Origin of the sequence: Microbacterium proteolyticum, from assembly GCF_030818075.1 — a bacterium.
In the GTDB taxonomy this organism is placed as follows: Bacteria; Actinomycetota; Actinomycetes; order Actinomycetales; family Microbacteriaceae; genus Microbacterium; species Microbacterium proteolyticum_A.
In genome coordinates this window covers 348,058-369,605 of sequence record NZ_JAUSZZ010000001.1, presented here as the reverse complement: position 1 = coordinate 369,605, position 21,548 = coordinate 348,058, and the positions used below count along the sequence as shown (strand labels likewise).

Here is a 21,548-nt window from a genome sequence, read left to right as displayed (position 1 = left end):
CCGGCGGCGGGCTGACGGAGCTGCGGCGGCTTCTCGGGCTCAGGTGGGAGACCCGCGGCGGCTCGCGGACGCTTCGACGAGCCAGAGGCTTTCGACAGGCCCAGGGGCCCGCGGCAGGCTCAGAATCTCCGACTGCTCCGGAACCTCCGGCGGGCTCACGGAACGCGCTCCGCGAGCGGCCGAAATCCGGGTGTCCCGCGAATCGGGGCGGCCCGCCGGGCGAAACACGACTGCTATCCGGTCGTCGTCGTGTGGAAACATCCCGTCGTTTCACTGGACGCATGGACAACGTCTCAGCGTGTGCACCGGTCGATCGTGACCGGGTGTCGACCCGTGTCAGCCTAGCCCTGCTCGGCGTCCGCAGCGACGCCCCCGTGCGCCGCACCGGCGGAGCCGGACCCAGCGACGACGGCCACTTCGTCGTCGACGGTGACGGGGCGGCCATCCCCCTCAACCCGAACAGCCCGTACGTGATCACCGCGTCCGGGCGCCTCACCCGCGACGGTGCCGATCTCGGCTTCGACGTCGCCCCGGTGGTGCGGCCGAAGTTCTACGACCTGCAGACCGACGAGGGCGTGACGTACGACAAGATCGCGAAGCTCCACGGCAAGAACGTGCTGGCCACCACGGTGGTGCAGACGTGCGTGCGATACGACGAGAGCGAACGCTGCCGTTTCTGCGCGATCGAGGCCTCGCTCGATGCGGGCACGACCATCGCGGTCAAGACGCCCGCGATGCTCGCCGAAGTGGCTGAGGCCGCCGTGCGGCTCGACGGCGTGACGCACATGGTCATGACCACCGGCACCTCGAACGGCTGGGACCGCGGCGCCAAACACCTCGCGCGCTGCGTGCGCGCGGTCAAGGCCGCCGTGCCGGGACTCGAGATCCAGGTGCAGTGCGAGCCCCCGGCCGATCTGCAGGCGATCACCGACCTCTATGACGCGGGCGCTCGATCCATCGGCATCCATGTGGAGTCGATGGACGACGACGTGCGCCGTCGATGGATGCCGGGCAAGTCCCGCGTCAGCATGGACGAGTACCGCGCCGCGTGGCGCGAGGCCGTGCGGGTGTTCGGTTGGAACCAGGTGTCGACCTACCTCATCGTCGGGATGGGGGAGGACCCCGACGAGGCGGTCGAGGGGGCGCGCGAGCTGATCGAGATGGGCGTCTACCCGTTCGTCGTGCCGTTCCGCCCGCTCAAAGGCACGCTCGCCACCGACGTCGACAAGGTGCCGGCCCCGCACCGCGCGGTCGTCGACGACATCACGTCGCGGGTCGCGGGGCTGCTGCACGCGGCCGGCATGCGCGGTGAGGATCAGAAGGCCGGGTGTGCCGCGTGCGGCGCGTGCAGCATCCTCAAGACGGCGGGCGCGTGATGTTCGACGTGCCGGTGCTGACCGGCGCACCCCGTGCGCAGGAGGCGCCCGCGTGGGTGATCCGGGTGGCGGATGCCGCGGATCTCGCCGCGTACCGCGCGATCCGGCGCGACGTGTTCGTCGGCGAGCAGGGGCTCTTCGCCGGCACCGACCACGACGACATCGACGACGACCCCCGCACGGTCGTGCTGGTCGCGGCCACCGCCGCGGGCGACGTGCTCGGCGGGGTGCGACTCGCGCCTGCCACCGCGCGCGACATCGGCTGGTGGACGGGCGGGCGTCTCGTCGTGCGGCGCGGTGCTCGGCACACGGGCGGGATCGGTTCCGCTCTCGTTCGCGAAGCGTGTCGTGAGGCGGTGAGCCGGGGCGTGCTGCGCTTCGACGCCACGGTGCAGCAGCGCAACGAGCCCCTCTTCCGTCACCTCGGGTGGGTGCGCTGGGGGGAGGCCGTGATCGGCGGCGCCCCGCACGTGCGGATGCGCTGGCCCATCGACCGCATCGCCGACCTCGTCGGGGCCATGAAGCTCCCCCTCGGCGACGTGCTCGCCGGCATCCGCGACGACCATCCCGAGGCCCTTGGCGGCGACGGCTGGGTGGGAGACGATGGCGCGCTCGTGTCGGGCACCGATGTCGTGGTCGCCACCGACGCGATCCTTCCCGCCCTCATCGACAAGGACCCCGAGTGGGCCGGATGGTGCGGAGTGCTGGTCAACGTCAACGACCTCTCGGCGATGGGTGCGCGGGCGGTGGGACTGATGGATGCCGTGTCGGCCGCGACCCCGTCGGCGGTGCGCCGGATCGTCTCGGGGCTGCGCAGCGCCGCGGTCGCGTGGGACGTGCCGGTGCTCGGCGGGCACACGCAGCTGCGGGGGGCGTCGTCGCTGGCGGTGACGGCGCTCGGTCGCACGACCGCGCCGATCCCCGGCGGGGGCGGGCGGGCGGGGCACCGGCTCGGCCTCACCGTCGATCTGCACGGCCGCTGGCGCCGCGGCTTCGAGGGGCGCCAGTGGGACTCGACCTCCACCCGGACGGGCGAGGAGCTGCGGCACCTGGCGGGGCTCCTCGCCGCGCACCGGCCGGCTGCGGCGAAAGACGTCAGCATGGCCGGCATCGTCGGCACGACGGCGATGCTCGCCGAGGCGTCGGGCACCGGCGCGCGCATCGACGTGGCCGACATCCCCGCGCCGCCCGACGTCGCCTTCGGCGACTGGCTCACCTGCTTCCCGGGGTACGGCATGCTCACCGCCGATGCGCCCGAGATCCCCTCGCCGCTCGCACACTCGGCCACGATCGGCGAATTGAGCGCCGAGCCCGGCGTCGTGCTGCGGTGGCCCGACGGCGTCGAGACCCGTGCGCTCGACACGGATGCCACCGGCCTCGGCCAGGCGTAACGCAACCTCTTTCCGAACGAAACCAATTCGAAACACCAAGCGACCAGCCTGGTACCAGACAGACGCTCCATCCCCGGCTCCACCGACGCGAAGGACATCATCATGACCACCGACATCGACGCTCAGATCGCCGAGAACATCGCCAAGTCCCTCGGCGAGGTCCCCCACCCCTCGCTCCCCAAGGGCAGCAACATCTACGGCTCGACCAAGCTCTTCCCCGACTTCCAGGCGGAGGACGGCGAGACCTACTTCACGCTCATCCACGGCATCCCGCACGAGTCCTCGGTGAGCTTCGTCGCGATCCTCCAGGCGACCCGCGCCCTGCGGAAGGGCTTCGAGTCGGCCATCTACCTGTACGGTCCGGGAACGCTGGCCGCCACCGCCAACCGCGGCTTCCCGACCACGGGCGACGCGGGCTTCCCGGGCGAGCTGAACATGAACAACTCGCTCGAGACGTTCATCAAGGAGGGCGGCACGGTCTACTGCTGCCGCTTCGGCCTGGCCCTGCACGGCATCCGCGAGGAAGACCTCATCGAGGGCGTCATCCCCGCGCACCCGCTCGACGTGCAGGACGCGCTCATCTACTACGCGCGCAAGGGCGCAATCATCAACTCCACCTACAACCTCTGAGCCCCGGCATGACCATGAAAGTCGCTTCCGTCTCGGCGAACTTCACCCGAGACCTGGAGCAGAATTACGCGCTCATCGCCGACCTGGTGACCGAGGCGCGCGCCGCGGGGGTGTCGTTCCTCGCGTTCCCCGAGGCCGCCATCGGCGGATACCTCTCCTCGCTCGGCAACCACGGCGACACCGTCAAGACCACGAAGCGCTCGATGCCGCCGGCCATCCGGCTCGACGGACCCGAGATCGCCCGCGTGCAGGAGCTCGTCGGCGACATGGTCGTGACGATCGGCTTCTGCGAGTTGGCCGACGACGGGGAGACGCGGTACAACGCCGCGGTGTGCCTGGACGGCGAGAACATCTACGGCTCGTACCGCAAGGTGCACCAGCCGCTGGGCGAGAACATGTCGTACTCGGCCGGTGACACCTATCGCGCCTTCGACACCCCCGTCGGGCGCGTGGGCATGCAGATCTGCTACGACAAGGCGTTCCCCGAGGCCGCGCGCATGCTCGCCCTCGACGGTGCCGAGATCGTGGTGAGCATGTCGGCGTGGCCCGCGGCGCGCACCGCGACCGCCGAGAACCTGCAGGACGACCGGTGGACCTACCGGTTCAACCAGTTCGACATCGCGCGGGCCCTCGACAACCAGGTGTTCTGGATGGCATCCAACCAGTCGGGCACCTTCGGATCGCTCCGCTACGTCGGCAACGCCAAGGTCGTCGACCCGGGCGGCAACATCCTGGCGACGACGCTTCTCGGCACCGGGCTCGCCATCGCCGAGATCGACATCGAGGAGACGTTCCGGACGATGCGCGGGGGCATGTTCCACCTGCGCGACCGGCGACCCGACGTCTACGCCTCGGTCGCCGAGACGGTCGGGGAGCACGTCGAGGGATGGAAGGAGCTGGCCCGTGCCTGAGATGCGCTTCGCGGTGCGCTGGCCCGACGGTGTCGAGTCCTCGCACTACTCGCCGAGCCTCGTGATGCACGACTACCTCACCACCGGCAGCCGCTACGACGTTGCCGACTTCGTCGCGCGATCGAGCGAGGCCCTGGATGCCGCGGGCGAACGCGTGCGGGCCGCCTACGGCTTCGCGTGCACCTCGGCCATGGCATCCCGTGACGAGATCGTGCGGGCGGCGACGGCCTACCCCGACGGAGAGGTCACCGTGCTGCGCATGGAGCCTCCCCTCCCGGTGGGTGCGTCATGATCGCCGTCGACCTGCAGCCGGGCGATCATTACCCCGCGGTCATCGTCGGCGGCGGGCAGGCCGGCCTGTCGGTCAGCTGGCACCTCGCGCAGGCGGGGGTGCGGCACGTCGTGATCGAGCGGGAGTCCGCGGCGCACGAGTGGCGCGACGGGCGGTGGGACAACTTCACCCTCGTGACCCCCAACTGGCACTGCCGGCTTCCCGGTTACGCCTACGACGGCCCCGACCCCGACGGGTTCATGACCCGCGACGAGGTCTACGCCTGGGTGCGCCGCTACGCCGACACGTTCGACGCGCCGATCGCCGAGGGCGTGGAGGTACGGCGGGTCGACCGCCGCGACGACGGCGTGTTCGTCGTGCAGACCAGTGCGGGCGAGATCACCGCGGATGCCGTCACGTCGGCGACCGGGGGTTATCACCGCCCCATCACGCCGTCGTGGGCCGACGACCTGCCCGAGCGCGTCGTGCAGCTGCACTCGCACCACTACCGCAACGCGGGACAGCTCCCGGGTTCGGTGCTCGTGGTGGGGACGGGGCAGTCGGGCACGCAGATCGCCGAGGACCTCCACCTCGAGGGACGCCAGGTGCACCTCGCCGTGGGGCGCGCGCCGCGCGTGGCGCGGTTCTATCGCGGGCGGGACTGCATGACGTGGCTCGCCGACATGGGCGTCTACGACGTGCCGGTGGGGGAGCAGGCCGCGGCCAAACGCGCGGCGACAAATCACTACGTCACCGGGCGCGACGGCGGACGCGACATCGACCTCCGCCTCTTCGCGGCGCAGGGGATGGGCCTGCACGGGCGGGCGATCGGCATCGCCGACGGAACCCTCGCGTTCGACGACAGCCTCGCGGCCAACCTCGACCGGGCCGACGCGGTCGCCGAGTCGATCAAGAACGACATCGACGCCTACATCGCCCGCGAGGGGATCGACGCTCCGGTCGAGCCGCGCTATCAGCCGGTGTGGACGCCCGCGGGAGGCCCCACCCGACTCGACCTCGACGAGATCGACGCCGTCGTCTGGGCCATCGGCTTCCGCGCGGACTGGTCGTGGCTCGGCGACCTCGATGTGCTCGACGCGAGCGGTCACCCCGCACACGAGCGCGGAGAAACGGCGGTGCCCGGCTTCACGTTCGTGGGACTCCCCTGGCTGCACACGTGGGGATCGGGGCGCTTCCATGCGATCGCCCGCGATGCCGAGCACGTCGCCGCCTCGATCGTGGCGGGGTCGCGGAGCGTCCTCGCGGTGCGCTGAACGGCCACCGCGTACTCTCGGGGAATGGCATCCGTCACGATGGCTGCGGTGGCGGCCCATTTCGGTCGCGACGTCGAGCGCACGCTCGCGAAGCTCCCCGGCATCGTCGAGGACGCGCGTGACCGCGGCGTCGACCTTCTCGTGCTCCCGGATGCCACGATCGGCGGCTACCTGCTCGACCTGCACCACCCGGTGGAAGAGGGCGACGGCATCCCGCACTCCGTCGAGATCGACGGGCCCGAGGTCGCCGCGATCGTCGCTCTCGCGGGTGACATGACGGTGTGCTTCGGGATCGCCGAGCGTGCCGTCGACGGGGGCGAGGAGCGGCGGTACAACACCGCCGTCTGCGTCAACGGGGAGGGAATCCTCGGGGTGCACCGCAAGGTGCATCTGCCGCTGGGCGAATCGGAGGTGTACGCCGCCGGCGACGACTTCCGCGCGTTCGACACCCCGGTCGGTCGTATCGGCATGCTGATCGACTTCGACAAGACCTTCCCCGAGGCGGCACGGTCGGTCGCGCTCGACGGCGCCCAGGTCATCGCGTGCCTGAGCGCGTGGCCGGCGAGCGTGACCGACCGGTCCGACCGGATCCGCAACGACCGGCAGGCCCACCTGTTCGACCTCTACGACTGCGCGCGCGCGGCCGAGAACCAGGTCTACCTCGTGTCGTCGAACCAGACGGGCGTGCTGGGCGGACTGCGCTTCCTCGGGCAGGCGAAGGTCGTCGACCCCGCGGGCGAGATCGTCGCCAAGACCTGGGCGAAGGGTGGGCTCGCCGTCGCGGAGGCCGACGTCTCGAGCGACATCGCCCGCGCGCGCCGCTCGCTCAACCACCTCGCGCAGCGCGCCGAACACGCCTACCGGCTCAGCGCGCCGGCATAGGCCGCGCGCTCGCCGCGGAAAGGACGACCCATGCGCATCGCGCAGCTGACCTATTCCACCAAGCCCCGCGGCGGGGTCGTGCACACCCTCGCGCTCGCCGAGGCGCTCGCCGCGCGCGGCCACGAGGTCGAAGTGTGGACGCTGGGGCGCGGCGACGACACCTCGTTCTTCCGCCCGGTCGACCCGCGCGTGCGGGTGCGCGTCGTGCCCTTCCCACCGCGCGACGGCGAGGGCGTGGGGGAGCGCATCGAGCGCTCGATCGAGCTGATGGCCGCGGCCCTGGACTCGGATGCCGACATCGTCCACGCGCAGGACTGCATCTCGGCGAACGCGGCGCTTCGTCGCGGCATCCCGGTCGTCCGCACGATCCACCACCTCGACACCTTCACGACGCCCCAGCTCGTGGCGTGCCATGACCGCGCCGTCACCGAGCCGGTCGCCCGACTGTGCGTCTCGCACGCGGTGGCGCGCGAGGTCGAGGAGGGGTATGGCGTACGCCCCGAGGTGATCGCGAACGGGGTGGATGCCGAACGGTTCGCCGCCGCGGCCGCGGCAGCCGATGCCCGCGCGCAGTGGCGGACGCAGCTCGGCGCGTACGTGCTGGCCCTCGGGGGCATCGAGCCGCGCAAGGGCTCGATCGACCTGCTCGAGGCCTACGCCCTCACGCGCGACGCGCACCCCGACCTGCGCCTGGTGTTCGGCGGCGGCGAGACGCTGTTCGACTACCGCGAGTACCGGGAGCGCTTCGAGGCGCGCGCGGCGGAGCTCGGCATCCGTCCGATCATCCTCGGGCCGGTCGACGACGCGGCGCTGCCGGCCCTCGTCGCCGAGGCGCGGGCGCTCGCCTTCGTCTCGACCAAGGAGGGCTTCGGCCTGGCGGCGATGGAGGCGCTCGCAGCCGCCACGCCGGTGGTCGCCCGCGATCTGCCGGTCATCCGCGAGGTGTTCGGCGACGCCGTGCTCTACGCGTCGACGCCGCTCGAGATCGCCGCCCAGCTCGACGCGGTGCTACGCGGACGGGCGTCGGTCGACACGGCCGCCGGGGTCGAGCTCGCCCGCGCCCACACCTGGGACCGCGCCGCGCGGGCGCACGAGGAGTTCTACGCCCGCGTACCGCTGACGAGCCGGCGATGACGACGCGCACCTTCTCGGCGATCCTCGCCGAGCGCGCCCGGGCTGACCCCGACGAGCCGGTCGTGATCGACAGCGTCGGGACGATGACGGCGGGGGAGTTGAATGCCGCGGCCTCGGCGCTCGCGCACGAGCTCGTCGACCGCGGCGTGCGGCGCGATGACCTCGTCGCCGTCTCGCTGCCCAACGGCCGGGACTTCGTCGTCGCGTGCTTCGGCATCTGGCGCGCCGGGGCGACGCCTCAGCCGCTCTCGACCGACCTGACCGCCTCCGAGAGGGGTGCGCTCGAGGACATCGCCGTTCCGGCGCTCGCGATCGGAGGTCGGCCCGCGTCACCTGATGTGGAATGGCTGCCGGACGTTCGCGTCGCGCCGCGCGCGGGCGTGCTGCCCGACATCGCGGCCTCGTGCTGGAAAGCTCCGGCCACCTCGGGATCGACCGGACGCCCCAAGATCGTGCGGGCGGCTGCCGGTGGGACCATCGACCCTTCGCGACCAGTGGCAGCCTTCCTCCCGCGGGCGGCGACGCAGATCGTCGCGGGACCGCTCTGGCATTCGGCCGTCTTCACGTATGCCTTCCGCGGCATGTTGACGGGGCATCGTCTGATCATCCTCGATCGTTTCGACCCCGAGCGCTGGCTCGACGCCGTCGAGACGCACTGCGCGACCTGGGGACTGCTGGTGCCCGCGATGATGGCGCGCCTGCTGCGTCTGCCGGACGAGGTGCGGGCGCCCGAGCGGGTGGCCAGCATCGAGAGCGTGCTGCACATGGGGGCGCCGTGCGCGCCGGCGTTGAAGCGCGCCTTCCTCGACTGGATCGGTGCCGAGCGGGTGGACGAGGTGTACGCCGGCAGTGAGTCGAACGGCCTCACCCGCATCACCGGTACCGAATGGCTCGAGCGGCCGGGCAGCGTCGGTCGGCCGATCGGCGGCACCGAGATCCGCATCCGCGACGACGACGGGAGAGACCTCCCCGCGGGCGCGAGCGGGCTGGTGTGGATGCGGCGCGGTGAGACCGCCGCCTACGCGTACATGGGTGCGACCTCGCGGCGCGACGACGCGGGATGGGACACGCTGGGCGACATCGGCCATCTCGACGACGACGGATACCTCTTCCTTCACGACCGGGCGGACGACGTGATCAACCGCGGCGGCGACAAGATCGCCCCCGCCCTCATCGAAGCGGTCCTCGAGGAGCACCCCGCCGTGGCGGAGGCCGTCGCATTCGGCGTCGGCGACGACGACCTCGGTCAGGTGGCCCATGCCGTCGTCTTCCTGGTCGATGCCGACGCGGACATGGGTGCCGTGGCCGCCCACGTGCGCGAGCTCCTCGGCGCCCGCGCGCCCGCCGCGCTGCACGTGTCGGAGACGCCGCTGCGCAACGACGCGGGGAAGGTGCGGCGGAGCGCTCTCGCCGAGCGTTTCCGCGACACTGCGCATTCGCCGTGAGGCCCGTCGTCTTGTCCACAGCCCCGGCAACCGCTTCTGCGGCCATGCGATACTGGCCCTCGATACACACCTGTATCGGGTCTGTGATCCCGGAGGGTCTTTCTTGTCGTATCTGGCCGTACTGAGCCTGAAGAACCGTGCCCTCATCGCCCTGGTCACGATCGTCGCGGCGATCTTCGGTGGCCTGGCTCTGACGAGCCTGAAGCAGGAGCTCATCCCCTCCATCGAGTTCCCGCAGCTCGCGGTCGTCACGACCTACCCCGGGGCCTCGCCCGAGGTCGTCGAAGCCGACGTGTCGACGCCCATCGAGAGCGCCATCCGCGGTGTCGAGGGCCTGGAGTCGACCACGGCCACCAGCACGACGAACTCCTCGATCGTGTCGGCATCCTTCACCTATGGCACCGACCTGGCGGCGGCGCAGCAGAAGATCCTCGCTGCGATCGCCCGCATCGACGATCAACTGCCCGAGTCGGCCGACACCACCGTCGCCTCCGCCAGCATCGACGACTTCCCCGTCATCCAGCTCGCCGTCACCGGGTTCTCCGACGCCGAGGCCACCCAGTCGATCCTGCAGACGAGCGTCGTGCCCGACCTCGAAGACGTCGACGGGGTCAACGCCGCGCAGATCGTCGGCGGCACCGGCCAGCGCGTCACCGTCACCCCCGACGCCGGCCGGCTCGCCGAGCGCGGCTTCAGCCAGCAGGCGATCACCGATGCGCTGGACGCCAACGGCATCCTGTTCCCGGGTGGCTCGCTGACCGAGGGCGACGAGACGCTCACCGTGCAGACCGGGTCGAAGCTCACCAGCGTCGACGAGATCGCGGCGCTCCCGCTCGTGCCCACCGACGCGGCTCAGATCGCCGCGGGGGCGACCACGATCGGCGATGTCGCCGGCGTGGAGCTGCAGGCCGATCCCGTCACGACGCGGTCGCGCGTGGACGGCCAGCCCGCGCTGACGATCGCCGTGACCAAGCTCCCCGCTGCCAACACCGTCGACGTCTCGCGCGGAGTGCTGGCGGCGCTGCCCGGCCTGGAGTCCTCCCTCGGCGAGGGGGCGACGTTCACGGTCGTCTTCGACCAGGCGCCGTACGTGCAGCAGTCGATCGACGCTCTCGCGCAGGAGGGACTGCTCGGCCTCGTCTTCGCCGTCATCGTCATCCTGGTGTTCCTGCTGTCGGTGCGCTCGACGCTCGTGACGGCGATCTCGATCCCGACGAGCGTCCTCATCACGTTCGTCGGACTCCAGGCGTTCGGCTACTCGCTGAACATCCTCACCCTCGGCGCCCTGACCATCGCGATCGGCCGGGTGGTCGACGACTCCATCGTCGTGATCGAGAACATCAAACGCCACTACGTCGGCGACGCTCCCAAGATCCCCACCATCGTCCGGGCGGTGCGCGAGGTGGCGGCTGCCATCACGGCATCCACGATCACCTCGGTCGCGGTGTTCCTGCCCATCGCGTTCGTCGGCGACGTCACGGGCGAGCTGTTCCGCCCCTTCTCGCTCACCGTCACGATCGCGATGACGGCGTCGCTGCTCGTCTCGCTCACGATCGTGCCGGTGCTGGCGTCGTGGTTCCTGAAGCCCGGGACCGTGGTCCGGGATGCCGAGGGCAACCCGATCGACCCCGAGGCGCCCGACGCACCTCCCTCGCGTCTGCAGAAGGCGTACGTGCCGGTGCTCAGCTGGACCCTGAAGCACTCGTGGGTGACGCTGATCCTCGCGGTGCTCGTGCTCGGCGGCACGGTCGCCACCGTTCCGCTGCTCAAAACCGACTTCCTCGGCGACTCGGGTCAGAACACCTTCACCGTGACGCAGAAGATCGGCTCGGCCCCCAGCCTGGATGCCGAAGACGCGGCCGCTCAACGAGTGGAGGCCGTGCTGCTCGAGACGCCGGGCGTGGAGACGGTGCAGACCTCCATCGGATCGAGCGGATCGGCTCTGCGCGACGCCTTCTCGGGCGGCGGCACGGGCATCACGTACTCGATCACCTCGGAGTCCGGTGCCGACCAGGTGGAGCTGCGGGAGCGCGTACGGACCGCGCTCGAAGCGCTGACGGATGCCGGCGAGATCGAGGTGCGGGCCGCCGGCGGCGGGTTCGGATCCACCGACATCACCGTCGACGTCACCGCGGCCGACGGGCAGTCGCTGCAGGAGGCGAGTGATTCCGTCGTCGCCGAGCTCCAGGGCCGTGACGGCATCGGTCAGGTGACGAGCAGCCTGTCGGCATCCCTCCCGTTCGTCTCCGTGCGGGTCGACCGTGCCGCCGCCGCGGAGCGCGGACTGTCGGAGCAGGCCGTCGGCGCCCTCGTGTCGGGAGCGCAGCAACCCCGCCAGGCGGGAACGGTCGAGCTGGACGGCCGCGGGGTGACCGTGTACCTCGCCACGGCGAACCCGCCGCAGACCATCGACGACCTGCGCGCCTTGGAGGTGCCGACGGCGACCGGAACCGTGCGGCTGGACGAGATCGCCACGGTCGACGAGAGTCAGACGCCGCCGTCGATCACCACAGCTCGGGGCCTGCGCACGGCATCCATCACCGTCACCCCGACCTCTGACGACCTCGGTGCCTCCTCGACCACGGTGCGCGACGCGCTCGCCGCGGTGCAGCTGCCCGAGGGGGCGAGTGCCGAGGTCGGCGGCGTGGTCAGCGATCAGCAGGACGCCTTCACCCAGCTGGGCCTGGCGCTGCTGGCGGCCATCCTCATCGTCTACGTCGTGATGGTGGCGACCTTCAAGTCGCTGCGTCAGCCGCTCGAGCTGCTCGTCTCGGTGCCGTTCGCCGCGACTGGTGCGATTCTCATGCTGCTGATCACCGGAGTGCCGCTCGGCGTGGCCGGAATGATCGGTGCGCTCATGCTGGTCGGCATCGTGGTGACCAACGCCATCGTGCTCATCGACCTCGTCAACCAGTACCGGGCGCGGGGCCTCAGTGTGCACGACGCGACCATCGTGGGCGGAGCGAGGCGTCTGCGGCCCATCCTCATGACGGCGCTCGCGGCGATCTTCGCCCTCGTGCCCATGGCGCTGGGGATCACCGGGCACGGCGGCTTCATCTCGCAGCCGCTCGCGGTGGTGGTGATCGGCGGTCTCGTGTCGTCGACGTTCTTGACGCTGCTCGTCCTGCCGACGCTCTACAACCTCGTCGAGGGTGCGAGCGAGCGGCGCCGGGCGCGGCGGGCCGCGCGCGGCCCCGCGGCGGACGAGCGCGTGGGCGACGTGCGCGCCGACGACGAGCGTACGGACGACGCACGCAGGCACGACGACGAGCATCCGGTGACGCGTCGCGCCTTCCGCGCGCAACACTGATCGACTTCGGAGCGGACGGCGGTGGGGTGCGTCGCCGATGATGGGCGGGGTGGCGTCGAGGTGACCCTGCGCCGGTGCGGGGAGGCCCCGACGGTCGAGGCGCGCGTGATCAGGTGATGCGGGCGGTGCGTCTCGGTGGCCGCTTCGACGTTCGGGTCCGGAGCGGCGGAGCGGGCGCTCGCCGCTCGCGCGGAGTGACCGCTCGCACCGGTGGTGAGCGGCACGGCCGCTCGCCCCGTCAGCGCGGTGGATCGGATGCGCGGGCGCTGCGACGGTCGCGGCACCCTCGCGATGAGAGCGCGGCGCCGCGCGGGGAGCGAGCGCCGGACGCGCCGGCCTCCGGCGCACGCGGCGCGCACGTCGGCCTCCGCAGCGGCCGACTTCAAGACGGTCCGGTTGCCGAGGGTGTGGGTCAGCATGCCCGACCAGGCGAACATCGCGCCGCACGAGATGGTCTCGAACAGGGCGAGGTTGATCGTCGCGGTGACGAAGAGCGTGATGGACATGACGAGCCAGACCAGAGCGACACCGGTGCTGATCGTCATGCGTGCGCCGAGCCGGCGGAGCATGATCGGAGCGCTCACCAGGAGCGCGAGGAAGCCGAGCACCATCATCCCGGCGACGCGATCGTGCAGGTCTTTGTCGGTGTTGAGCGGAACGCAGCCGACGAGGGCGAGATTGATGCCGACCACGTTCAGGCACACGCACGCGAGGGTGGCGGATCCGCGGCGCACCGGGCCCCGCCCGAGTCGCAGGATGTCGCGTCGGACGAACAGGGCGAAAACCACGACCATCGCGCCGCTCACCTTGAGCGTGGTGTTGAACAACGCGCTCGAAAGGTCGCCGAAGATCCCCAGCTGGCTGAAGTGCAGGTGCCACCACAGCGGGTCGCGCGTGGTCGCGATCGAGAGCAGCAGTCCGCCGAGCAGAACGGACAGCACGGCCGCGCCGACGTGCAGCGACGGCAGGCCCGCGAGGCGACGCGAGAGGCCGCCGAACCGCGGAATTCGCAGGTGTGCGGGGTCGACGAAACGGAGCGCGGGGATGCTCATGTGGGGGGTCTTTCCTCGGGACGGAACGGGACCCCCAGAACCTGGGATCCTCGGCCCCCGTCGGCTCATACGGACATATACCGAGAGAGCCGTGGTTCTCGGCCGCCCCGGCCTCGACGGAAAACCGTCACCGCAAATGGTAGCTTTTGTGAGCGCGAAAGGGTGAGGCTTGTTCTTTCTTTATCCCGGTCGCGAGGCAATTCTGATGTCCCCCATTTGGGGGACAAAGGTGGCGGCTCAGGAGAAGCGAATACCCCATTCGCCGGTCAGCTCGGCACCCGGCTGCAGCGTTTCGAGGTCCGTCCCCGTCGCGAAGGCGTTCGCCGGTGCCGTCATGGGTTCGATCGCGACGGCCAGCGATCGCCCCGGATAGCGGTCGGTGGTGAACACCTGAACCCACCGGAACCCCCGGTCCTGCCACAGCTCGAGCCGACGGCCGTCCGGAGCCGTGAGCGTGTGGCGCGCGCGCCCCTCGGCATCCCGCTCGAGTCCCCGATAGCCGTTGTCGAGCGTCGCGTCGCCCAGACGCCGACCGGCGCGGAGGTCGTTCGCGGCACTGACCGGCACTTCGTCGATCGGGATATTGCGCTCGTCGACCACGAGGGTCGTGGTGCCGGTGGAGTGGATGACGAGATCCTCGGTCGCCACCCCGCCGATCTGCAGATACGGGTGGATGCCGAGAGCGACCGGTGCCGCCGCGGCCCCGATGTTCTCGATGCGGTGCTCGACGTGGAGCCCGTCGGGCTGCAGCGTGTAGGTCACGCGCGTGCGCAGGTGGAAGGGATACCCCGTCTGCGGCACGACATCGGCGGCCAGCACGAGCCGCTCGTCCGTGTGCTCGACCGGCTGATAGATGCCGAAGCGCAGCAGGCCGTGGCTGGCGTTGCCGAACTTCGGCTCGCTGATCGCGAGCTGCAGGTCCTGACCGTCGAAGGCGTACTTCCCATCGCGGATGCGGTTGGGCCACGGCACGAGCACCACACCGGATGCCGCGGGCGTGGGCACGTCGTCGGGATAGCCGGGAACGAGGTCGACGCCCTTCACCGTCAGGGCGCGTAGTGCCGCGCCCACCTGGGTGATCTCGGCGGACGAGTGCGGACCGCGCAGGTGGAAGCGCTGGCCGGTGGGGTCGGCGGTCATGGCGAAGCCTTTCGGGAGCGGGGCGGACGCTGTAGCCAGGGGCGCAGCAGGCGGGTGACCCACGGGAGCACCGCGTAGGTCATGACGGGGGTGAGCATCAGGGTCGTCGCCAGCACCCGCAGTACGAGCGGGATCTCGGCGAAGCCGGGCACGAAGCCCAGCAGCCACGAGGCGAGGAGGTTCGTGGGGAAGAATCCGACCCAGATGGTGACGGCCTGCTTCCAGCGGGGCGGTGCGAGCGGCACCGGTTGCTGAACGGGCGAGGTCGCGGCATCCGTTCGCTCCACGACCGACCCGAAGGCGGCGTCGAACCAGCCCTCGATACCGGTGCGGCGCTCGACGCGCTCCTCGCGGGCGAAGGGGCGGCCGGAGTCCAGCCACCACTGCCGCTGCGACGAGGTCTCCCATCCTTCGAGCGTGCCGAGGTCGCGGAAGCGATACAGCATGTACCAGAGGTCACTGTCTTCGCCCGCGCGCACCCACCCCGAGCCGAGAAAGCCCGGGAAAGCGGTCGCGAGGTCGGTGCCGGCCTGCATCCAGGAGGTCGCTTCGGCGGTGCGCGTCGGGTCGATGCGCCGCTCGATCGCCACCGTGATGGGGTGGGCGTCGGTGTCTGCCATGCGTCCATCTTCGTGCAGGGCGGGTCTTTGCCGGAGCAGGAAAGGCATGTCCCGCTTTGTGCAATACGGAGGGCCGAAGTCTGCACAGATCGGGACATGAGCATCGGTCGTGCGGGGCGGGCAGGCATGTCCCACTTCGTGCGGTGGTCGGGGCGTGAGTCCGCACGAATGGGGACATGGGCGCGGGGCGTGAGGGGTGGGGCGATGAGGGGTGTCCCGCTTCGTGCAAGGAAAGGGCGTCGAATCCGCACGAATGGGGACATGGATGCCATTCACAGGCGATGCCTGTAACGTTGTGCGGTCGGCTCTGGACACCGCGTGTGATGCGCGGATGGGTTTGTGAGTCCAAGGGGCCGATGGACAGGACGCGATCGCGGCCTCGACCATCATCAGTGAATGGCCCCCGGCCGACGGAAGTCCGGGTTCGCACCGCACGACGCGGTGCCGCTGTCTCGCGCGAAACAGAACCCAGAAGGACATCGTCATGCCCAAGAACAAGAAGCCCGCCGGCGGCCGCGCCGCCAAGAACTTCGAGCCGCGCTACGGCGCGAAGACCTCGTTCCAGGACCGCAAGCGCCGCCCCGGTGCCGACGGTCCCGCCAAGCCCGGCAGCAAGAGCCCGAACCACCGCGGCTACCGCCCCGAGGCGGAGACCGCCCCCGACAAGCGCCGCTGGAGCGCGTCGGACCGTGCCGGCCGCGACGAGGCCCGCAGCATCCGCACGTCCGCCCGCGATGACCGTTTCGGTCGTTCGGATCGGGATGCCACGGCCGGACGCCGCGACGATCGCCCGGCGCGCTCTTTCGGCGACCGCCCCGCGCGCTCCTTCGACCGCGATGACCGTCCGGCGCGTTCGTTCGACCGCAGCGATCGCCCGACCCGCTCCTTCGGCCGCGACGACCGTGCTCCGCGCGGGGAGCGCGTCGACCGCGACACCCGCCGCTCGTTCGGCGATGCCCGCCCGTCGTTCCGCGACGAGCGTCCGCGTCGTTCGTTCGACGAGCGTCCGGCCCGGTCGTTCGATCGTCGTGACGAGCGTCCTGCGCGTGACGAGCGTCCGGCGCGTTCGTTCGACCGGACCGAGCGCCCGGCGCGTTCCTTCGATCGCGACGAGCGCCCGCGTCGTTCGTTCGACGAGCGTCCTGCGCGTTCGTTCGATCGTCGTGACGAGCGTCCTGCGCGTGACGAGCGTCCGGCTCGTTCGTTCGACCGGACCGAGCGCCCGGCGCGTTCCTTCGATCGCGACGAGCGCCCGCGTCGTTCGTTCGACGAGCGTCCGGCGCGTTCGTTCGACCGTCGTGACGAGCGTCCCGCGCGTGACGAGCGTCCCGCCCGTTCGTTCGACCGCGCCGACCGCCCGGCGCGTTCCTTCGACCGCAACGACCGCCCCGCCCGTTCGTTCGATGACCGTCCGCGCCGCGCCGACGGCCCGAGCCGGAGCGACTGGAACGCGACCCCTAAGCGTTCGGCCGAGCACGAGCAGCGCGTGGACGTCGTCCATGAGCGTCTCCAGGCGCAGGCCGTGGACGCGGCGACCGAGACCGGCGTCGGCTTCGCCGAGCTGGGACTCGGCGACAACATCGTCCGGGCCCTCGAGGGTCTCGGAGCGGCGAGCCCGTTCCCGATCCAGGCAGCCACGGTGAAGCCGATTCTCGAGGGCCGTGACGTGCTCGCCCGCGGCCGCACCGGCTCGGGCAAGACCATCGCGTTCGGCGCGCCGCTCGTCGAAAGCATCCTGCGCGCGCAGGCGGGTCAGCGCCGTGAGTTCGGCCGGGCCCCCAAGGCCCTCATCCTCGCGCCGACCCGCGAGCTCGCGCTGCAGATCGACCGCACCGTCCAGGTGATCGCGCGCAGCGTGGGCCTGTTCACCACGCAGGTCTACGGCGGCGTTCCCCAGGCGCGCCAGGTGGGCGCGCTGAAGAAGGGCGTCGACATCGTCATCGGCACGCCCGGTCGCATCGAAGACCTGCTCAACCAGGGCAAGCTCGACCTGTCGCAGGTGCAGGTGGCGGTGCTCGACGAGGCCGACCACATGTGCGAGCTCGGCTTCCTCGAGCCGGTGCAGCGCATCCTCCGCGCCACCGCCGACCGCAGCCAGAAGCTTCTGTTCTCGGCGACCCTCGACCGTGAGGTCGCGGCTCTCGTCGACGAGTTCCTCGTCGAGCCCGCCGTCTACGAGGTGGCCGGCGAAGACCAGGACTCGGGCACCATCGATCACCGCGTGCTCGTGATCGATCACCGCGACAAGGCCGAGATCCTCGGTTCGCTCGTCGACCGCGACGGCAAGACGCTCGTCTTCGCCCGCACCCGCGCCTACGCCGAGATGCTCGCCGAGCAGTTCGACGAGGCCGGCATCGCCGCCGTCGCCCTGCACGGTGATCTGAATCAGCAGAAGCGCACGCGCAACCTCGAGAAGCTCACCTCGGGTCGCGTCAACGTGCTCGTCGCCACCGACGTCGCCGCCCGCGGCATCCACGTCGACGACATCGACCTGGTCATCCAGGCCGACGCCCCCGACGAATACAAGACGTACCTGCACCGCTCGGGCCGCACCGGCCGCGCGGGCCGCAGCGGCACGGTCGTGACGCTCATCACGCGTCAGCGTCAGCGTCGTATGACCGAGCTCCTCGACCGTGCCGAGATCGAGGCGCCCTTCGAGCCGGCGCAGCTGGGCGACGATCTGCTCGAAGAGCTGTCGGGTCGTCAGGTCGCCGACGTCACCGCGTAATCACCTCCTCGAAAGGCCCTCGTCGCTTCGCGCGGCGGGGGCCTTTCGGTGTGTGCAACGCCGCCCGCTCGCTCGCGGGGCGCTTTGCGTTCAGGACAGCGTCGGCTCGCTCGCCGGCGCGGCGTGGGCGTCCCGTCGCTTCGCGCGGCGGGGGCCTTGCGGCGTTCGCAGCACCGCCCGCTCGCTCGCGGGGCGCTTTGCGTCAGAAAAGCGTCGGCTCACTCGCCGGTGCCACGCGGGGGCGAACGGATGCCGGAGTCCCCGTGCTCCGCACCGGCCCGAGGCCGCTCGTCGCCGGCGTGCGCGCCGCGAGGCCGGGCTGCGGCCGCCCGCGCGGGTGCTCGTCTTCGTCCCAGCCGTCGAGGCGATGCATGCGCAGCAGGGGGCGCATGCGCTTGCCCAGCCAGGTGCGGTACGCCTTGGGCGCCGAGACCGAGACACCGGGATAGAGCCCGCGGTACGACGACACGAGATGCGGGTGCTCGCGCTCGAGCCACTGCAGGAACCACTGCTTCGCGCCGGGGCGCAGGTGCAGGGCGCCGTAGACCACCCGTACCGCCCCGGCCGCTCGAATGCGGGCGAGGGCGTCGTCGAGTACGGCGATGGAGTCGGTGAGGTGCGGCAGGATCGGCATGAGGAACACCGTCACCCGGAAGCCGGCCGCCGTCGCCGCGCGCACCGTGTCGAGCCGCGCCTCGGCGCTCGGTGTGCCGGGCTCGATCGAGTGCTGCAGGGCGTCGTCGAAGACGGCGATCGACATCGCCAGTGTCACCTTCACCTGCTGTGCCGCTTCGGTGAGGAGCGGGAGATCCCGCCGCATCAGTGTGCCTTTGGTGAGGATGGAGAACGGGGTGCCGGTCTCGGTCAGCGCCCCCACGATGTCGGGCATGAGCCGGTATCGGCCCTCAGCGCGCTGGTACGGGTCGGTGTTCGTGCCGAGCATGACGGGTTCGCGCGCCCAGGAGCCGCGCCGCAGCTCGGTCCGCAAGACGTCGGCGACATTGATCTTGACGACGATCTGCGAATCGAAATCCGCGCCGTAATCGAGGTCGAGATATTCATGCGTCTTTCGAGCGAAGCAATAGACGCATTGGTGAGTGCAGCCCCGGTACGGATTCACCGTCCAGTCGAACGGCATCGCCGAGGCGCCGGGCACACGGTTGAGAGCGCTCTTCGCCATCACCTCGTGGAACGTCATCCCGGCGAACTCGGGCGTCGTCACCGAGCGCACGAGATTGTCCATGCGCTCCATGCCGGGAAGTGCCGCCGTATCGTCGACGCCCAGCTGCTGACCCTGCCACCTCATCATCACAGTCGAACACATGTTCTAAGCAAGTGCAAGCAATAAGACAGCCAGATTCGTACACGCGCGGGACGAGCACTGCTCCGTTCGACCTGGACCACGGGACGAGCGCGCCCCGGTCACCGCGCCGAGGCGGTGCCCCTCCGTCCGTCAGTGACGCAGCCGTTCCATGAAGAACCGCAAAGCGCGGGCGTCTGCGTCGAGCCCTTCCTCCTGCTCGCGCCACGTCTCCTCATCGACGTCGTCTCCGACGGCCTGCAGCAGGCTCACTCGTCGCCATCTCGCGAGGATCTCCACGAGGAAGTCCTCGTCACCGTCGGCGAGCGGCACCGTCAGGGCGTCATCGTCGCGCGGCCAGCCGTGAGCGGTGAGGGGACCCGGGTGTCGTCGTGCGGCCGTGCTCCCGGCGTTCTGGATGCGATCGGAGCGGGCGGCGACGTCCGGATCGCCCCCGACCCGCTCGACCGCACCGGTGTTGCCGAGGGTGGCGTAGACCGTGTGCCATACGGGCATCGGGATGGCGAGCTCGTGCGTCGGCGGTGTCACGTCGACGAGCGCCCCGTCGTGGAACTCCACGGGATCGACCTGCTCGTCCACCACCGAGAAGGGAGTCTGGATGCCGCCGAGCATGGGCCCCGGTTGCGGCGAACGGTGCCTCCTCGAACGGGGCCGTGACGCGCTGCACGAGCTGCGGCGGCGACCCCAGCAGCACGCGGGTCAGTGCCGCGCCCGAGTCGAGCAGCCCGTCGAGCGTCGCCGCGAGGTCGTCGTCGTCGGGCGCCTCCGCCCCACGGAGTGCCGCGCGCAGCACCGTACCGCGAAGCAGCTCCTTCGCGAACGATCCCGTCGTCCCGGAGGCGCGGTCGGCGGCCGCATCCAGGGCATCCGGAGACAGCGGCAGCCCCTGCGCGTACCGCCGGAACAGGCGTCTGCGGTCGGTGTCGTCGGGCAGTGGGATCTCGACGCCGAGGTCGACGCGGCCCGGACGGGCGGCCAGGGCCTCCTCGAGCACCTGCACGTGGTTGGTCGTCATGACGAAAGCGATGTCGGCATCCGGTTCCAACCCGTCGAGCGCGTCGAGCACGTCGAAGAGCACCGGCTCGGGCGAGAAGCCGCGGTCGGCCGCCACCAGATCGATGTCCTCGAGCACGACCAGTGCCGGGGCGAATGTGCGCGCGATCTCGGCGGCGGCCTTGACGAAGCGGACGCTCGAGCCGGTCAGCACGACCGCGGTCGTGCCGGGCGTACGCGAGAGCAGGTGGCGGACGGTGAGCGTCTTCCCCGTCCCAGGCGGGCCGTACAGGAGCACGCCGCGCTTGAGATGCTGTCCGGCGGCGCGGAGTGCGTCGCGGTGGTCGCCGATGCCGACGACGTGGTCGACGATGCGCTGCAGGACGCCCTCGCCCAGCACGATGTCGTCGGCCGCGACCTCGGGGCGGGCGAGGAAGGTCGCCCCGGCTTCGTGTCCGTATTCGGTCGGCGCGAACGACAGCACCTGTCCGCGCAGCACGCTCCGCTCGACCATGAGGCGGCGGATCTCGGCGAGTGCGGCCGCCGTGGCATCCGCGTCGGCCCCGATCAGCTCGAGCTGGGACTGGGGCGGCATCGACCGCGGGTTCGCCGCTCGCTGGACGATCGCCACGGGATGTCCGTCGAACACGAGCAGTCGCACACCGAACGCCACGACCCGGCGCTGCGAATCAGCGTCGACGTCGCGCACCTCGTACGAGACCGGGCCCGGCGCGAAGTGTGCGTACCCGCCGGAGAGGAGATCAGATGCCGAGACGTGCAGCCGCTGCTCGCCTCCTGTCACGCCGATCAGGCGTCCGCCGCACCGCGCCATGAGCTCGTCGAGGGCGATGTCGGCGTCGACGTAACGGTGCGCGGGCAGCGACTCGGTCGTGACGGGGAGGGTGAGGGCGTCGACCCCGAGGTGGGCGCTCAGTTCGTCGCCCAGGGGCGAGAGATGGCCGGCGGAGTCGGACTGGACGATGCGATGCATGTCTTGCAGATACGCGTGGACGGCGTGCATGAGGCGTCGGTCGTCCTCGTCGAGCATGGTCCCTCCGGTTCGGTCTCGG

At 70.9% G+C, this 21,548-nt stretch carries 16 protein-coding genes and 1 pseudogene; 11 read left to right on the top strand and 6 right to left on the bottom strand.

Translation table 11 applies throughout. The annotated features are described in order from the left end of the window. Positions 1–281: 281 nt before the first annotated feature. The 10 genes from QE392_RS01735 to QE392_RS01690 all read left to right on the top strand — a co-directional run bounded on the left by QE392_RS01735 (position 282) and on the right by QE392_RS01690 (position 12,624). Positions 282–1,376, top strand: coding sequence for an MSMEG_0568 family radical SAM protein (locus tag QE392_RS01735; protein ID WP_307446979.1), 1,095 nt, complete (start codon positions 282–284; stop codon positions 1,374–1,376). Further along, positions 1,346–2,767 (top strand): MSMEG_0567/sll0787 family protein, encoded by a 1,422-nt coding sequence (locus tag QE392_RS01730; protein ID WP_307446976.1) that lies wholly within the window; start codon positions 1,346–1,348, stop codon positions 2,765–2,767. Before QE392_RS01735 ends, QE392_RS01730 begins: the two co-directional genes overlap by 31 nt. Positions 2,768–2,869: 102 nt before the next feature. Then, positions 2,870–3,397: an MSMEG_0572/Sll0783 family nitrogen starvation response protein gene (locus QE392_RS01725; protein WP_210072631.1), complete on the top strand. Its 528-nt coding sequence runs from the start codon at positions 2,870–2,872 to the stop codon at positions 3,395–3,397. 8 nt (positions 3,398–3,405) lie between these two features. Further along, the gene (locus tag QE392_RS01720) at positions 3,406–4,308 is read left to right on the top strand and encodes a carbon-nitrogen hydrolase family protein (protein ID WP_307446972.1); all 903 of its coding nucleotides are present in this window, start codon (positions 3,406–3,408) and stop codon (positions 4,306–4,308) included. Position 4,309: 1 nt separating this feature from the next. After that, complete coding sequence (locus QE392_RS01715) at positions 4,310–4,600, top strand: MSMEG_0570 family nitrogen starvation response protein (RefSeq protein ID WP_307453992.1); 291 nt, start codon at positions 4,310–4,312, stop codon at positions 4,598–4,600. Then, a complete protein-coding gene (locus tag QE392_RS01710) occupies positions 4,597–5,853 on the top strand; it encodes an MSMEG_0569 family flavin-dependent oxidoreductase (protein WP_307446969.1) in 1,257 nt (418 codons plus the stop codon). Before QE392_RS01715 ends, QE392_RS01710 begins: the two co-directional genes overlap by 4 nt. A 24-nt stretch (positions 5,854–5,877) precedes the next feature. Beyond that, the gene (locus QE392_RS01705) at positions 5,878–6,735 is read left to right on the top strand and encodes a carbon-nitrogen hydrolase family protein (RefSeq protein ID WP_307446966.1); all 858 of its coding nucleotides are present in this window, start codon (positions 5,878–5,880) and stop codon (positions 6,733–6,735) included. A 30-nt stretch (positions 6,736–6,765) separates the two neighbouring features. Further along, complete coding sequence (locus QE392_RS01700) at positions 6,766–7,869, top strand: MSMEG_0565 family glycosyltransferase (protein ID WP_307446964.1); 1,104 nt, start codon at positions 6,766–6,768, stop codon at positions 7,867–7,869. Continuing rightward, positions 7,866–9,314: an AMP-binding protein gene (locus tag QE392_RS01695; protein WP_307446961.1), complete on the top strand. Its 1,449-nt coding sequence runs from the start codon at positions 7,866–7,868 to the stop codon at positions 9,312–9,314. The genes QE392_RS01700 and QE392_RS01695 overlap by 4 nt, the downstream gene beginning before the upstream one ends. 103 nt (positions 9,315–9,417) lie before the next feature. Continuing rightward, positions 9,418–12,624: an efflux RND transporter permease subunit gene (locus tag QE392_RS01690; protein ID WP_307446958.1), complete on the top strand. Its 3,207-nt coding sequence runs from the start codon at positions 9,418–9,420 to the stop codon at positions 12,622–12,624. Positions 12,625–13,046: 422 nt separating this feature from the next. Here QE392_RS01690 and QE392_RS01685 read toward each other — a convergent pair. The 3 genes and pseudogenes from QE392_RS01685 to QE392_RS01675 form a co-directional block, all read right to left on the bottom strand. Next, a pseudogene (locus QE392_RS01685) lies at positions 13,047–13,676 on the bottom strand (DUF998 domain-containing protein); the annotation flags it as partial. A gap of 237 nt (positions 13,677–13,913) precedes the next feature. Then, positions 13,914–14,816 (bottom strand): aldose 1-epimerase family protein, encoded by a 903-nt coding sequence (locus QE392_RS01680; protein ID WP_307446955.1) that lies wholly within the window; start codon positions 14,814–14,816, stop codon positions 13,914–13,916. Next, on the bottom strand, positions 14,813–15,436 hold the full coding sequence (locus tag QE392_RS01675; RefSeq protein ID WP_307446953.1) for an antibiotic biosynthesis monooxygenase: 624 nt from the start codon (positions 15,434–15,436) through the stop codon (positions 14,813–14,815). The genes QE392_RS01680 and QE392_RS01675 overlap by 4 nt, the downstream gene beginning before the upstream one ends. 484 nt (positions 15,437–15,920) lie before the next feature. Between QE392_RS01675 and QE392_RS01670 the strand changes: the two genes are divergently transcribed. Beyond that, positions 15,921–18,164, top strand: a complete 2,244-nt coding sequence (locus QE392_RS01670) for a DEAD/DEAH box helicase (RefSeq protein ID WP_307446949.1) — start codon at positions 15,921–15,923, stop codon at positions 18,162–18,164. A 202-nt stretch (positions 18,165–18,366) separates the two neighbouring features. On the opposite strand, the gene QE392_RS01665 is transcribed toward QE392_RS01670, so the two are convergent. The 3 genes from QE392_RS01665 to QE392_RS01655 all read right to left on the bottom strand — a co-directional run bounded on the left by QE392_RS01665 (position 18,367) and on the right by QE392_RS01655 (position 21,526). Further along, the gene (locus QE392_RS01665; RefSeq protein ID WP_307446944.1) at positions 18,367–19,470 is read right to left on the bottom strand and encodes an Rv2578c family radical SAM protein; all 1,104 of its coding nucleotides are present in this window, start codon (positions 19,468–19,470) and stop codon (positions 18,367–18,369) included. A gap of 147 nt (positions 19,471–19,617) precedes the next feature. Further along, positions 19,618–19,797: a hypothetical protein gene (locus QE392_RS01660; protein WP_307446942.1), complete on the bottom strand. Its 180-nt coding sequence runs from the start codon at positions 19,795–19,797 to the stop codon at positions 19,618–19,620. Positions 19,798–19,807: 10 nt separating this feature from the next. Then, entirely contained in the window at positions 19,808–21,526 is a 1,719-nt protein-coding gene (locus tag QE392_RS01655; protein WP_307446940.1) for an AAA family ATPase, read from the bottom strand. Between the last annotated feature and the right edge of the window lie 22 nt (positions 21,527–21,548).

Bases quoted from the DNA above. Each gene is read 5' to 3' on its own strand.
- QE392_RS01665 (WP_307446944.1), bottom strand. From the start codon at position 19,470: ATGAGGTGGCAGGGTCAGCAGCTGGGCGTCGACGATACGGCGGCACTT.
- QE392_RS01695 (WP_307446961.1), top strand. From the start codon at position 7,866: ATGACGACGCGCACCTTCTCGGCGATCCTCGCCGAGCGCGCCCGGGCT.
- QE392_RS01735 (WP_307446979.1), top strand. From the start codon at position 282: ATGGACAACGTCTCAGCGTGTGCACCGGTCGATCGTGACCGGGTGTCG.
- QE392_RS01725 (WP_210072631.1), top strand. From the start codon at position 2,870: ATGACCACCGACATCGACGCTCAGATCGCCGAGAACATCGCCAAGTCC.
- QE392_RS01680 (WP_307446955.1), bottom strand. From the start codon at position 14,816: ATGACCGCCGACCCCACCGGCCAGCGCTTCCACCTGCGCGGTCCGCAC.
- QE392_RS01705 (WP_307446966.1), top strand. From the start codon at position 5,878: ATGGCATCCGTCACGATGGCTGCGGTGGCGGCCCATTTCGGTCGCGAC.
- QE392_RS01655 (WP_307446940.1), bottom strand. From the start codon at position 21,526: ATGCTCGACGAGGACGACCGACGCCTCATGCACGCCGTCCACGCGTAT.
- QE392_RS01670 (WP_307446949.1), top strand. From the start codon at position 15,921: ATGCCCAAGAACAAGAAGCCCGCCGGCGGCCGCGCCGCCAAGAACTTC.
- QE392_RS01720 (WP_307446972.1), top strand. From the start codon at position 3,406: ATGACCATGAAAGTCGCTTCCGTCTCGGCGAACTTCACCCGAGACCTG.
- QE392_RS01715 (WP_307453992.1), top strand. From the start codon at position 4,310: ATGCGCTTCGCGGTGCGCTGGCCCGACGGTGTCGAGTCCTCGCACTAC.
- QE392_RS01675 (WP_307446953.1), bottom strand. From the start codon at position 15,436: ATGGCAGACACCGACGCCCACCCCATCACGGTGGCGATCGAGCGGCGC.
- QE392_RS01710 (WP_307446969.1), top strand. From the start codon at position 4,597: ATGATCGCCGTCGACCTGCAGCCGGGCGATCATTACCCCGCGGTCATC.
- QE392_RS01700 (WP_307446964.1), top strand. From the start codon at position 6,766: ATGCGCATCGCGCAGCTGACCTATTCCACCAAGCCCCGCGGCGGGGTC.